This window comes from bacterium (genome assembly GCA_037143175.1).
Lineage (GTDB): Bacteria > Verrucomicrobiota > Kiritimatiellia > CAIKKV01 > CAITUY01 > JAABPW01.
Genome location: JBAWZF010000027.1, coordinates 1 through 14,068, shown reverse-complemented (window position 1 = coordinate 14,068; position 14,068 = coordinate 1). Strand labels below are relative to the sequence as shown.

General features: G+C 53.0%; 8 protein-coding genes. 4 read left to right on the top strand and 4 right to left on the bottom strand.

All coding sequences use genetic code 11. From position 1 onward, the window contains the following. Window position 1 precedes the first annotated feature (1 nt). Genes WCI03_09520 through WCI03_09510 form a run of 3 tightly spaced genes read left to right on the top strand, consistent with a single transcriptional unit; the run spans window position 2 to window position 6,271 of the window. Window positions 2-1,033, top strand: coding sequence for a VWA domain-containing protein (locus tag WCI03_09520; GenBank protein MEI8140093.1), 1,032 nt, complete (start codon window positions 2-4; stop codon window positions 1,031-1,033). After that, window positions 1,030-3,738, top strand: coding sequence for a VWA domain-containing protein (locus tag WCI03_09515; GenBank protein MEI8140092.1), 2,709 nt, complete (start codon window positions 1,030-1,032; stop codon window positions 3,736-3,738). Before WCI03_09520 ends, WCI03_09515 begins: the two co-directional genes overlap by 4 nt. Before the next feature lie 4 nt (window positions 3,739-3,742). Further along, a complete protein-coding gene (locus WCI03_09510; GenBank protein ID MEI8140091.1) occupies window positions 3,743-6,271 on the top strand; it encodes a BatD family protein in 2,529 nt (842 codons plus the stop codon). Window positions 6,272-6,300: 29 nt separating this feature from the next. Here the strand turns inward: WCI03_09510 and WCI03_09505 are convergent, their stop codons facing one another. The 3 genes from WCI03_09505 to WCI03_09495 all read right to left on the bottom strand — a co-directional run bounded on the left by WCI03_09505 (window position 6,301) and on the right by WCI03_09495 (window position 12,156). Continuing rightward, a complete protein-coding gene (locus WCI03_09505; GenBank protein ID MEI8140090.1) occupies window positions 6,301-8,016 on the bottom strand; it encodes an ATP-binding protein in 1,716 nt (571 codons plus the stop codon). Beyond that, a complete protein-coding gene (locus WCI03_09500) occupies window positions 8,013-10,895 on the bottom strand; it encodes a chemotaxis protein CheB (protein MEI8140089.1) in 2,883 nt (960 codons plus the stop codon). Before WCI03_09500 ends, WCI03_09505 begins: the two co-directional genes overlap by 4 nt. A 295-nt stretch (window positions 10,896-11,190) precedes the next feature. Then, on the bottom strand, window positions 11,191-12,156 hold the full coding sequence (locus WCI03_09495; GenBank protein MEI8140088.1) for a cation diffusion facilitator family transporter: 966 nt from the start codon (window positions 12,154-12,156) through the stop codon (window positions 11,191-11,193). Between the two features lie 235 nt (window positions 12,157-12,391). Here WCI03_09495 and WCI03_09490 point away from each other — a divergent pair, with 235 nt between their 5' ends. Then, the gene (locus WCI03_09490; GenBank protein ID MEI8140087.1) at window positions 12,392-13,744 is read left to right on the top strand and encodes an MFS transporter; all 1,353 of its coding nucleotides are present in this window, start codon (window positions 12,392-12,394) and stop codon (window positions 13,742-13,744) included. A 120-nt stretch (window positions 13,745-13,864) separates the two neighbouring features. Here the strand turns inward: WCI03_09490 and WCI03_09485 are convergent. Continuing rightward, window positions 13,865-14,068, bottom strand: a 204-nt coding sequence (locus WCI03_09485; GenBank protein MEI8140086.1) for a hypothetical protein, incomplete at its 5' end; no start/stop codon positions are given.

Here is a 14,068-nt window from a genome sequence, read left to right as displayed (position 1 = left end):
CATGCACCTTGGTAGTCCATATTATCTGCTTCTGTTTTTGGCACTTGCCGCCGCAGGGTGGTTTGTTTTGCGGCGCAGAGTACGGCAGGCGTTACTGTTTTCGGCGTTTCAGCGCTTGCCGGAAAAGCGGCAAACCTGGCGGACACGGATCCTGCCCGTGGCTCCCCTGTTGGTATTGACCGGACTGGCGCTTTTGATTATCGCCCTGGCCCGGCCCCAGGCCATTTTTTCAAGAACGTTGCGGACGTCGGATGCCATTGCCATTCAGATGGTGGTTGATTGCTCGGGCTCCATGCAGGCACTGGACTTTGCCACGCAGGACAAGCAGCGTACCCGCCTGGATGTGGTCAAGGAGACCTTCGGTAAGTTTGTGCAACAACGCCCGGGGGATTTAATCGGACTGGTGACCTTCGGCGGGTTTGCGTCCAGTCGGGTTCCGTTGACCCTGGATCACTCTGCCCTGTTGCATAGTCTGAAGGGTGTTGAGATTGCCCGCGAGCAGTTCAGCAAAGAGGGGCAGTTGCTGAATCAGGAGGAGATGTTGACGGCCATCGGTGATGCGCTGGCTACGGGTTGCAGCCGGCTGGATGAGGCCGGGGTAAAATCAAAAATTATGGTTTTGCTGTCAGATGGCGAATCCAACACCGGCCTTATCAAGCCTGAGGAGGCGGCCAAGGCTGCCAAAACCATGGGGATCAAGATTTATACCATTGGGGTTGGCACCACGGGTCGTGCGCCGTTTCTGGCACGTGACATATTCGGACGTCAAACGGTCGTCAATGCGGAAGTGAGGCTGGATGAGGAGCAACTGCGCTCGATCGCCTCCACTACCGGTGGGAAATATTTCAACGTCACGGACGCCAAGGGGTTGGATCAGACTATGGTCGCCATCAGTAAACTTGAAAAGACAACGATTAACACCGAGCTTTTCAATAAGTACGACGAGCATTTTCCCGCTTTTCTGATCGCTGGTCTGAGTTTGCTGGTGTTGGGGGCTGTCATTAACGCCTGGTTAGGCAAGAATATCCTATGAATGTGCAATTTCAATATCCCGGGGTTCTCTTCCTGATATGGATCGTTCCGGTCATCGGGGTGGCCTGGCATGTCCTTGCCGAGAGACGGAGGAGCGACCAGTCGTTGGTTTCAGCGGCAATGGCCGCTAAATTGGCGCCAGCTCCTGCTACGGCCCGGCGGTTATGGCAGCTTTCCCTGCTCATGCCTGGGCTTATCCTGACACTGATAGCTGCTGCTAGGCCACAATGGGGTGTGCAAGATGAGACCGTGTATCAACGTGGGCGCGACTTGATGGTGTTGCTCGATGTATCGCGTTCCATGCTTGCCCGTGATGTTCATCCCAGCCGCCTGGGGCGCGCCAAGGTGGATCTGCTGGATCTGATCAAAGAACTGCGAGGCGATCGGGTTGGGCTTCTCGCTTTTCGTGGCCGATCCGTTTTGTTGTGCCCCCTGACAACAGATTATGGGTTTATGGCTCAGACCTTGGAAGGAACGGGCGTGGACTCGGCGCCTGCTGGCGAAACCGATATTGGCGGGGCTATTACTGAAGCTCTTCAAAACTTTGAAGATGAAGGCGGCGCTCATAAGGCGATTATCCTGATTACGGATGGCGATGATCTGGCAGGAAAAGCCATGGAGGCTGCGACTAAGGCCAAGGAGAAAGGTGTGGTTGTATTTACAGTGGGATTTGGGAGTAGTGAAGGGGCAACTATCCCATCCTCAACCGATAAAAAACAGGCCCTGAGTTATCAGGGGCAGGAAGTAGTGTCGAAATTAAATAACAGTCTTCTGCGCGAGATCGCTGAAGTCACGGGGGGGGCTTATGTCCCGGTTGGTTTGGCAAACGTCAAGCTCGGGGATCTCTATCGGAATCATTTGAGCCGAATCTCCGCCCGTGACCTTGAAGAGTCCTCGCAGCGCCGATATGTTGAACGCTATCAGATATTTCTTTTCCCTGCGGTGCTGCTATTTTTAGCTGTCGCTTTTCTGAGTCGTGGACGGATTGCAGGACGGGCGCGACCGGTCGCTAAGGCTGTACATGACGGAACTGCTCCGATAAAGCCACCACCTTTGCCGGCAACGGTTACTACCCTTGTGTTATTGTTGATGGCCGGATCTCCCCTTCAAGCTGAAACCAATTCTGCAATGGCCATTTTGCCGGTTAGCAATTTAGTGGCCCATGTCCCTGTGGGGCGGGACGGCGCCCGTGTGGCCCAACGGCTTTACCTGGCGGGTGACTATGAAGGCTCCGCGGCGGCTTATCAGGTGGCTGCCAAAACGGCAGCTCAGGCTAATCGGGATGACTACCTCTACAATGCGGGCTGTGCCTTGCTCAAGGCCGGGAAGACAGAAGAGGCGGGTGATATCTTTCGGAGTCTGACAGGAGGGGAAGGGGACTTGGGGGCAATGGCTGCCTATAATCTTGGGTGTGCCCTGTTTGCGACCGGTTCTGCGCCCATGATGGAAAACGCTGCTACTCCGCCGGATCCCGCTCTGGCGGAACGTCGAGTTCAGGCGATGAAACAGGCGGGAATGGCTTTTCAAAAGGCATTACGGCAACAACCTGACAATGCCGATTGCCGAAAGAATCTGGCGGTTGTGGCGGGTATGACGGGCAAGGTGGAGGAACAGGCAAAAATCATCCGCCTTATGGCGGAACATGGCCAGGCGCAGCCAGGCGCGTTGGCGGATCTGATGCTTCTTCAGCAGCGGAAATTGATTCAGGATATCCCTGCGGCTTTCACCAATACAACCCCGGCCTTGATTGACTTCCTGGAATCAATAGCAGCAGAACAGGACCGGACGGCCGACCTGATGATCCCGCTCAAAGGGAAACTGCTCCAGGCTCTTTCCCCGTCAAAATCAAATAATACAAACGCCCCTCAACAGATCGCTCAGGTCAATGCCTTTGCGGAATCCATCAGGGACAATATGTTTGAAGTTGCTAAGGCGCTGCGCAACTTGGATCGTGAGTCCTATGCACCTGCTCTCAAGGCTGAGGCTGCAGTCTACACCTTGTGGAAAGGCATTTCGGGGTATCAGCAACTCCTGCGGGAGGATATTCAGAGGCAGACCAACGCTATTACTTTAACAAGTCCGATGATAACAGGGGTTCCGCCGGGCGCGGACGAACTCAAGCAGGGCATCAAGGCCCAGCAAGTCGAAGCGCTCGATTTGACCGCTATATTCAAGCAGCGATTTGAACAGGAAGTTCCTCCAGAGGGGATCAGTCGGCCCGTGCAGCAGACATCTACGAATGCCGCGGCAAAGGGTACGAATGAGGTGGAGCAGATCCTGTCTCCCGAGGATCGTAAAAAGATTATTGATCTGGCAGATAAGGCCATCAGTTTGCAAACTGCGGCTGAAAGTGCGATCAACACTGCGTTGATGGATAGTCTGGCGCAGCAGCGGAGTGCCTATGCGGTTCTGAAGGAAATTGAGGCGCTTCTACCCAAGGATAAAAAGTCGCAGGATAACCAGCAGCAGAATCAGCAACAACAAGATCAGCAAAAGCAGGAACCTCAGCCGCCGAAGGATCAGAAGCAAGATAAGCCGAAGGATCAGAAGCCGCCTCAAAAACAGGAAGATAAAAAGGAGCAGATGTCGCCTGAGGAGCTGAAGAGACTTCTGGATAAGGCCAAGCAGCGCGAAAAGGAACACGAGCAGGAAAAGCGTGAGCGGGATTCCTACGTTCCCCTGTCGCCTACCGAAAGAGATTGGTAGACGAATGAAAAAGTGGATATCCTGTGCCGTTTTCCTGATCATCTTTTCTGCCGCTTTCGGCTTTGCTGCTACTCCTTCTCTCTCCATCAAGGCGAGTCGCGATCGTGTCTATCTTGGCGAATCATTTCTGGTTGAGGTCCGTGTGGATGGGGCGGATAACTCCTTAAGGCCGGACCTGTCTGCGATTCAGAATGGAACTGCTGAATTGGTAGGGGATCAGCCCTTAAACTATCATTCTGCAGTTTATGTGAATGGCCAAGTCAGGCGTGAAGATTTTGTCGGACATGTTTTCACCTATAAATGGACACCCGCTGCGGAGGGAGTGTTTACGCTGGGCCCCATTTCCGCTTCGGTGAACGGTTCGCGCATCTCGGCCACGGGTGCTGTCATTACGGTCACCGGCGTGACGCGACAGAATATTGTGATCGCATCTGTAACAGCCTCACGTGCTTCGGTGTTGGTTGACGAACCCTTTGACATCCAGGTGGTTTTGCGGATCAAGGGTTTGTCCAAGCCCTATCAGGACGCTGAACCTTTGTTTCCTGCAGACCCGCCCCATGTTGAGGCGGCATTTCTCAACGGGCAGGAAATGGACGGTCTCAAGGGGCCGGATTTTCAAAAACTTCTGAATGATCATCTCATTCGTCAGAATCAGGCGGGATTTACTTTGAACGAGTTCACCACGCAGGCTGATCCGTTTGATTTCAGCCAAATGATGAATATGCAGGGGCGGCCTGCCCGTTTCAAATTTGATAGTAAGAGGGTGATTCAGGATGGTCAGAATTACTGGGAATACACGCTCACGCTTCCCTATGCGCCACTGACAGAAGGATCCTATACGTTTGGCCCCCTACTATTCAAAGGGTCAGTACCCATCGAGGTCAAAGCCGATGGCACGGCGAATGGCAGGCCCATCTTTGCGGTGGGGCCTGCCGCCACGGTGCGTGTGATCCCGCCTCCCGAAGAAAATCGACCCGATTCTTACATTGGTGCGATTGGCACCAATCTGGCCGTCGAAGCGGCGCTGGATGCACAGACCTGTAATGTCGGGGATCCGCTCAAACTGACGCTAACCCTTTCCGGTGCCATTCAGATGCGTAATATTACGCCACCAAAACTATCACTCCAGACAGCGCTGTTGGAACAGTTTGAAATCTATGATGATTCAGTTCAAACCATCAAACAGAATGAGCAACGTCAGTATGTGTATACCATTCGTCCCCGGAAGGCGGGTTCCTTTGAACTGCCTCCAGTGGAAATCTCATATTATGACGTAACATGGCGTCAGTATAAGACGGCGAGATCATCATCCATTCCCTTGAAAGTTCGGCAGGCAGCAGAGATTACGGCGTCTCAAATAATTGGGGGTTCCACGAATACCGGAAACCAACTCCACCGTGAAAAGGAGTTGGCGATGATGCCTGCCGGTATCCGCATGGGGATGGCCGGATCTGAGCCGGTCGTACTGATGGGTGATTTCCGAAGATTGGTGCTCTATGCTGGTATTGGCCCCGGGGTGTTTGTCATTTGCCTGCTGGGGGCGTGGTGTCGAAGACAGGGGCCTGTATTTAAGCGGGCTCAGCGGCAGCGCCAAGCTTTCTCTCGCGCCAAGCTAGCCATTCTTAATTCAGGAGAACCGGGGCGTGGTAGACTTGAGCACGAGCGCATATGTAATATTCTGCGTTCCTATATTGCAGATCGGTTCGACATTCAGGCCGACGCTCTGACGCCAGCCGATGCAGAAACACTTTTGGTTGGGCGGGGAATTCCATATGATCTGGCGAAGCGTTTCTCCGGAATGATGCAGCGTCACTTTGAAGCGGCATTTAATTCAAGCACTATTGCTGTAGATACAAAAGAGCTGGTGGCCATGCTTGCTGCTGTGGAGGGTTATCGCAATGACCGCCAGCGTTCACGTCTTGTGCGGATGGCTGTTCTTGTCATGCTGACAGGGCTTGGAGCGCATGAAGTCATGGCCTCCACTCCAGCGGAGCGAGCGTTTATTTGGACGGAATCACTTACCGGGCTGAGTTCAGCCGAGTCTCCAAATGATTTTTTGACGGTGGCGGGCACCTACCAGAAACTCGTGGATCTTGGTGTCAGGAATGCGGATTTGTTTTACAATCAAGGAACAGCCTTATTGTTGGCCGGAAAATCAGCTGAGGCGGTGTCTGTTCTGTTACGGGCGGAACGTTATGGCGGGAGTAGTGCAGATGTTGCCCGGAACCTGGCTATTGCGGAAGCCGGGAAACAGGGTTTGAAGGTACCCGTGGCCTCGTGGTTGAGGTGGGTGCTATTCTGGCATTATGCGCTAGACTGTGCGACCCGTGCGAGTATTACAGCCATCGCGTTCAGTGTTTTATGGATTGCCGGTGCATTGGGTCTGCTGGGCTTAAAGCGGACGGGTAAATTTCTGATGGTGGCGGCGGCTACCGCTTACATTTTATTCGGTTCTAGCGTGCTGACAACCCTTCAGCAGGAAAGCCAGGTCACACGAGGATTCAGAATCCCCGAGCCGGAAAAAACCTTGTAGAAAACCAACTCCTGCTTCCTGATTTCCCCTCATGATAACACCTTTGCCACAAGTTCCTGGAGTTGGTTTTCGGTATAGGGTTTTGCGAGGACTCCCTTAAAGCCGTACTGGGTATAATTTGCCATGACGGGATCTTCAGCATACCCGCTGGAAACAATGGCCTTGGCGTTTGGGTCCAACACCAGAATTTCTTTCAGCACTTCCCGGCCACCAATCCCTCCCGGCACGGTAAGATCAAGAATAAGCAAATCAAACGGGGTGCCGGACTTCATCGCGTGATGGTACAGTTCGATGGTCTGCCGTCCGTCGTGCGATGTCTCGACTAGACATTTCATCTTCCGTAACCAGCGCGGGATAACCATACGAATAAACTCTTCATCATCAAGTACGAGAATTTTCCGGCATGGCTCAAAGATACATGTTTCAATCTTTTGCGGGATTTCAGGTGCTGGCCTATGTGCATTAGATACGGGCAAATAGAGGGTGAAGGTGGCGCCATTGCCAAGTACCGACTCGGCAGAAATGTGACCGCCATGTTTTTGGATGATAGAATAAGAAGTTGCCAGCCCTAGCCCGCTGCCAGTTTGTTTAGTAGTGAAATAGGGATCAAATATCCGGTCAATGTGTTTGGGGTCTATTCCGGATCCCTCGTCCTGTACGGAGATCTTGATGTAATGCCCTTGGTGAAGATGAGGAATGGTGTCCTCTGTTATGTCTGAATTTTCCAGGGTGATAAACAGGTGTCCGCCATTGGGCATGGCTTCGCGGGCGTTAATGGTGAGGTTGGAAATAACCTGCTGGATCTGCCCTTTGTCAACATTCGCATCCCGTAGATCAGGCGCCTGCTTATATACGAGTAATATATTGCTGCCGGAAAGATCAAACTCAGCGACCTCCCGTACCACGGTTCCGAGACAGAGGCTTTCTTTGACAGGTTCTCCTCCCTTGGCGAAAGTCAGTAACTGCTTGGTAAGACGGATGGCTCGATCCATGGATTTCCCGGTATACTCAAGAAGTTTGAATGCCGGATGATCTTTGGGGAGTTCATGTTTGGCCAGGGAAAGGGTTCCGAAAACCCCCATCAGGATATTGTTGAAGTCATGCGCAATTCCTCCTGCCAGTGTGCCGATGCTGGTAAGATTCTGCATTTTCAGGAGTTCGGTCTCGGAGTGTTTGCGTTCCGTGATATCGCTAATAACGATACGGCAGATGGGGAGGGCATCAGAGGTTGTTTTGATGGTTGCCGTAATGTGAGCCCAGAATATGGCACCATTGCCCTTCATCATGCGCAGTTCACAGGATTGTGATGAGCATGAATCAAAAAGTAGTTTGCGGTGTAGATAATAGATGTCCTGATCTTCTAGAAGAATGAAGTGAGAGATGGGTTGTGAGAGTAGTGCACCTCGGGGTAGGCCCAGTAGGACGGCGGCGGTGAGGTTGGCCTCCAGGATCACCCCCTGTTTATTGAGAGAACAATAGCCGATAGGTGCGAGGTCATAGAGGTCGAAATAGCGTGCTCGGGTCGCATCAAGTTCCACTTGGGTCCGGCGCAGTTCCTCGTTCTGCATCTCCAATTCAATCTGATGAACGTGAAGCTCGTGGAGTTGTTTTTGTAATTGCTCAGGAGATAAGGATTTGAGCTCATGAGAAAACGAGTCGTTCTTTTCTTGGGCCATAGTTTCGGCCCGTTGGCGAAGTGTTTCTGTGGTGAGCACTGAGTCCGGGTTGAATGAATCATTTTTCATTCTGTATTGACCTCCCGTTCAGTTGTGGCAATGGCATAGGCTTGACCGGAACCATTGACTAATGCGGTGGCGGTCAGCATGACGTTAAGGATCCGTCCGGTTTTGGAGATACGTTGGCTGCGATAGGGTTGGATAATTTTTGAATGGCTGAGATCCTTGAGTACAGATAACGCCGCATGCCGCTGATTTTCAGGAATCAAGTCTTGAATATTCATTGTCAACCCCTCGGACTCGCTCCAGCCATACATGCTCGTTGCGCGAGGATTCCAGGACAAAATCTTACCCGTTAAGCCTTGAATGATGATGGCGTCATTTGAATCAAGTGTTAGCGCCGCCAGGCGGCGAAAGCTTTCGGCGTTTCGTTCCGCATCTTTTGTCGCCGTAATATCTACAAAAGTGATGACCGCCCCTTCGATCACGTTGTCCTTGGTACGGTAAGGGCGGATACGTATCGAGTACCAGCTTCCTTCAAGGGATTGCACCTCGACATCTTTAGGGGTCAGGTTATCCAGTACGGCCTGTGTGTCTGCCGGAAGCCGGTTGTAGTCAACCAGATTTGAGACGATATGGCCAACGGGTCGACCTACATCGGTTTGGATCAGGTTGATAATCTTAGTGGTAGCTGGCGTGAAGCGAAGGATGTGCAAGTCATGATCCACAAAGATGGTGGCGATACCGGTACCGGCCAGCAGGTTACTCATGTCATTGTTGGCTCGTGTCAGTTCGGTCACCTTGAGTTGAAGTTCAGTGTTAACCGTGGCTAACTCTTCATTAATGGATTGTAACTCCTCTTTTGAGGTTTCCAACTCCTCATTGGCACTTTGAAGAAAATCTTCTTTGTCCTGCAGCTTCTGTTTAAGGGCAGTTATAATTACTGATTCACTGGAGCCTGTCTGTTCGCTGCCAACGGCCGGTTGATCGCTCTGGCTCGGCGCAGCCCCTTCGAGAGAAGGGGTGGCGGTCGGCATGATTTCTTCAAGGCTGATCAGATAGAGCGGGGCATCGGATGAGGTTTCGGGGCCACCGGATACGGGGCGGATGGTCAGGTTGACGGTGGAAAAATGGCCATTGGTTTTGACGCGCAGGTTGGGGCAATGCACAACCTGTTTGCCAGATGTGGCTTTGTGGAGCGCGATAGTCAATTCGCGCTGTAAGCCTTCACGAGCCATCTTCAGGATATTACTGACCCCCGTTTCGCCCGGGGTGGGTTCGAGATAGAGACCGGTGCGGCCATGGAGGTAGAGGATATCGCCCTGCTCATTGACGAGGGCACCGGCTGCAGCGACCTGATGTAGCAAGGCCTGTTCGGTCAGCGCTCGCAGCGAGAATTTCCTGCTGCCAAACTTTTTACCTGTAGTTGGATGGAAGGTGGCCGACGCCATGACTGGTAAGCTACGGGTCAGGAGTCGATGCGAATTGTGTAAATCGGTTTTGCGTTTATATATCTTAGCCTTGCCGTCGAGGGGAGTAAAAATATCAACAGACTCACCCACCGTTTCCGAGGTGCCCAGGAACAGGAAACCACTGGGATTCAGTGCATAGTGGAACAGCGGAATAAGTTTCTTTTGCAGATCTCCGCCCATGTAGATCAGAAGGTTGCGGCAACTGATAAGGTCGAGTTTGGAAAAAGGGGGGTCCTTGATCACATCCTGTTCAGAAATGATCAGCATATCACGGATACCCTTATGGATTCGGTAGGTGTTACCATCGGGCTCGGACACGAAAAATCGCGACAGTCGCTCCGGCGTGATGTCGGCAGTGATACTGGCAGGGTAGAGTCCGTTCCGGGCTACAGCAAGTGCCTTGTTATCAATATCGGTGGCAAAGATTTGAACCCGGTAACTCTGTTTCAGTACCTCCAGGCGTTCCTGCAAGAGGATCGCGATGGAAAAGGCTTCTTCGCCGGTAGAACAGCCGGGTGACCATACACGGATTACGCTTCCAGCTGGCTTGTCGGCAAAGAGCTGTGGGACGACGAGTGTTTCAAAAGCCTTGAAGGCCTCCGGATCCCGGAAGAAACTGGTCACGCCAATTAACAAGTCCCGGAACAGCGATTCCATTTCTGCCTGTTTAATTTGTAGAAACTGGACGTACTCGTCAATGGTTTCAATCTGTTGGACGGCCATGCGCCGCTCAATACGTCGGATAATGGTGCTCTGCTTGTACTGGGAAAAATCGTGACCGGTTTTGTTCCGCAGGAGAATGAAAATCTTTTTTAACGCATTATCGTCCCTAGGTTCCGGGAGGGGTATGACTCGCGAGGGCTTTCCGAAGGAATGGGCAACATAGGCGATAAGTTTTGCGGGCATTTCCGCCGGAGGAAGTTCGTAGTCCACCAGACCGGTGGCAATGGCACTGCAAGGCATCCCGTCGTATTCTGTGGAGGAAGGGGTCTGGACGATGACCATGCCTCCTTCACCTTTAACCGCCCGCACCCCGAGGGTGCCGTCGCTGCCAGTCCCCGAAAGGACGATGCAAATGGCCCGCTCGTGCAGATCCTGAGCGAGAGAGCGAAAAAAAAAGTCAATGGGTAGACGCTGCCCGTGCGGCGCAGAGGGTGCCAGCAATTGGAGGGTTCCGTTTAGAAAAGCCATATCGTGATTAGGCGGAATGATATAGGCATGATTGGGTTGAATCACCATTCCATCCTCAACTTCACAGACCTGCATGTGGGTGTAGCGCTGGATAAGATCGGCGAGGATGCTTTTGTGGTCTGGGGCTAAATGCTGAACGAGGACAAAGGCCATGTCGGGGCTCATGTCGGCGGGCATGCCAGAAAAGAAGGCTTCGAAGGCCGCCAATCCCCCGGCGGAGGCCCCGATGCCGACGATGGGGAAGTCGGGGGCGGTATTACCTGATTTTCTTTTTGTGTTTTTCACGTCTACCTTCTGTGCCAAATTACCACAATATCTGCTGTGGCCCTTACGCCGGGGTCAAAGGATAAGATTGCCTACATTACTTTTTGTCCGCCGATTCCGCCAGGGATGGTGAGGTCAAGGATCATGAAGGATTTATCTCATCCCCCAGGGAATCGTATTCAAGATCCATGTTGAAATCTCCCGAGTTAGAACAATATTACGCCTAAGGGTGGGGGAGGGGAACAAAAAAAGTCGCGAGTCCAAGGACGAAAATCGAGGCCTGGAGTCTTGGACTTTGGGCCTAGGGGTCGCAACTCTAGACTCCTTTTCTCTCCTCCTCTGTCAAAAAACATCCTGGAAGGCATGTTTCAGGGCAAGGCTGGCGGCAAGGCTCGATGTGAGTGGTCACATGCGTGGCGGGGTATCGGGCGGTGATGGCCTCCTCGATTTTATCGCTGATGGCATGAGCCTCGGCCACCGTCATGGATTCTGGAACAATGAGGTGAAATTCCACGAACCTCATGGCCCCCCCCTTACGGGTTCGGAGGTCATGCACGCCTTGGACTAAAGGGCGCAACTCTCTGATATAATTAATAATCCACGCTTCTTCCTCATCCGGAAGACGGGCATCTAATAAATCCTTTACTGACTCGGCGGTCAGATCCCAGGCGGCCTTCAGGATTAAAATAGCCACACAGAGGGCGGCCACCGGATCCACCCAGTTGAGATTCCATGTTGGAACCACCCAGTATCCGCTCCAAATGATGCCTAGTCCGGCCATGACACCAAGGGAGGTGTAGACATCGGTTCGGAGATGCCAGGCGTCCGCCTGCAGGGCGATGGAATCCGTCTCCCTTCCAATTCTGAAGAGTCGTCGGGAAATCAACCAGTTGGTGATGGCCGAGACCGACATGACGATCACGCCGATGCCTGCCTTCTCAAGAGGTTGGGGGGCAATCAGTTTATGAACAGCTTCGAAAATGATCCAGATGGCGGCAAGAAAGATGAGAAGTGCCTCAATAGCTCCTGAGAGGTTCTCGTATTTTCCATGTCCGAAGGGATGGCGCACGTCAGCAGGCTTCGCCGAAGTGCGAACAGAGAGGAAGGCGATCACAGAGGCGACAAGATCAACGGCCGAATGAATAGCCTCGGAAAGAACGGATACGGAACCTATCAGTAAGCCGACAAGCAGCTTAAGCACCACGAGAGTGGCATTAGAAAGGATCGAAAGCGCGGCTACTCCTGCCTTGCGCTTGTGTAGGTCTGCGGAACCTGACTGCATAATGCCTCCTGAACAAAAGACCCCGCAAGACTTCATAGTCCCGCGGGGTGTAAGTCCCACTGCCGTTCAGGCCCAGCCGCACCTGCTCACAGGTCGCTTGATCCGGTTTCTCAAGAGGTCGTTAAAAAAGGGAATGTAATGCTGGAATCTACCGGCTGTCAATTGTGCAAATAGATGGGATCGACATTTTTTACCTTGCGCCAATAGCCAATAACCAATAACAGATAGCCCGCTAATGAAGGCTCCATCGCAACTAACACACGACCCCTATGGCGCTTGGCGCAGTCCTGCCTACCGTCTTTTCTCTGCTGGCTGGCTGGCGTTGACAATGGCCGGTCAGATTGAGACGGTGGCGGTGGGGATTCATCTCTATGCTCAAACCCAGACGGTCATGGCGCTTGGATGGATGGGGTTGGTCAAAGCGTTGCCCGTGATGTTACTCTCCATTGTTGCCGGGCAACTGGCAGATCGGTTCAATCGGCAAAAATTGATCATCATGACCCAGACGGCTGTAGTGGTGGCGTCAGCCGGGCTGTTGATGTTGGCTTTGGGGAAGGCGCCTGCTCAATGGTTCTATGTGTGTTTATTACTGAGTTCGATTGGGCAGGCACTGGGGACACCGGCGCGCTCCGCCATACTATCGCAGCTTGTTCCGGTTTCCCTTTTCAGTAATGCCATGGCCTGGAATACCAGTTTGTACCGGGTCGGCTCCATGGTGGGCCCTGTGCTGGGTGGGTTACTGTTGGGGCTTGATGACTATACGCCGCCCGCCTTGGCGCTGGCCTTTCTATTGCGCGGGGGAGGGCTGCTGGCCATTGTCCGATTGAAATTACAGGGTCAGGTTCGCAAGGCAGTGGATAGTTCGCTGCAGGGAATGCTGGAGGGGATCCGTTTTGTGCGGAATAACAAGATCATTCTGGCCACAATCACCCTGGATATGTTTGCGATGATGGTGGGCGGGGCGACCTATTTGCTGCCCCTTTTCGCCAGGGATGTTTTGCATGTCGGGGGGCTTGGGTTGGGCTTTCTGCGCGCGGCGGAAGCATTGGGTGCGATTGCGATGGCTATGACGATCGCACATATGCCGCCTATTCGGAATGCCGGGCGCGCGATGCTTTGGGCCGTGGCCTTGTTTGGAGCGGCCACAATTATGTTTGGGATTTCGCAGTGGTTCTGGCTCTCAATGGTCGCCATGTTTCTGGTGGGAGCCAGCGATAATATCAGCGTTATTGTCCGGCACACGTTAGTGCAGGTATTGACGCCCGATCATATGCGAGGGAGGGTATCGGCGGTGAATACTGTGTTTATCGTGGTGTCCGACGATTTAGGAGGGTTTGAGTCGGGGGTCAGTGCGCGGGCCTTCGATCTCATGACCTCAGGGCTGGGTTGGGTGGCTCCCGGAATATCCTCACGTATTGCCGGGGCAGTGGGGTCGGTTGTTTTTGGTGGCGTCGGGGCGGTAGCCGCCGTCATTGGTTGCGCCCGACGCTGGCCCGAAGTATTGCGACTGGGTTCGCTTCGTGACATCCGTCCTGCGGAAAGTGTCATTGTGCAAGAACGTGCGATTGAAGAAGGGGCGCTGAGATAAGAAGCGGGTCTGGATAGAGAAATGCGCACCCACATTCGAAATGCGGGTTTGACCTTCGCACTGGATTTTCACATGCTCACAGCCATGTCGAAGATCTGCCGCTAGAGGAAACCCGATGTTTCAGTCCGGTCTCAACGGGCGTGTGCCAATACTGTCAGAAAAGCGATTTCTTACCCGTTCCATACATATGATGCAAAAAACCTCAAAATCCGCTGTCAGCACTTGGTTAACCGCAGCCATTTGCGCGCTTTTCATGGTTGCTTTCGGTGTCACTAGCATCCCATAGCCATAGTTGAAACGCACGCACGCCAATCCGGCGAAACA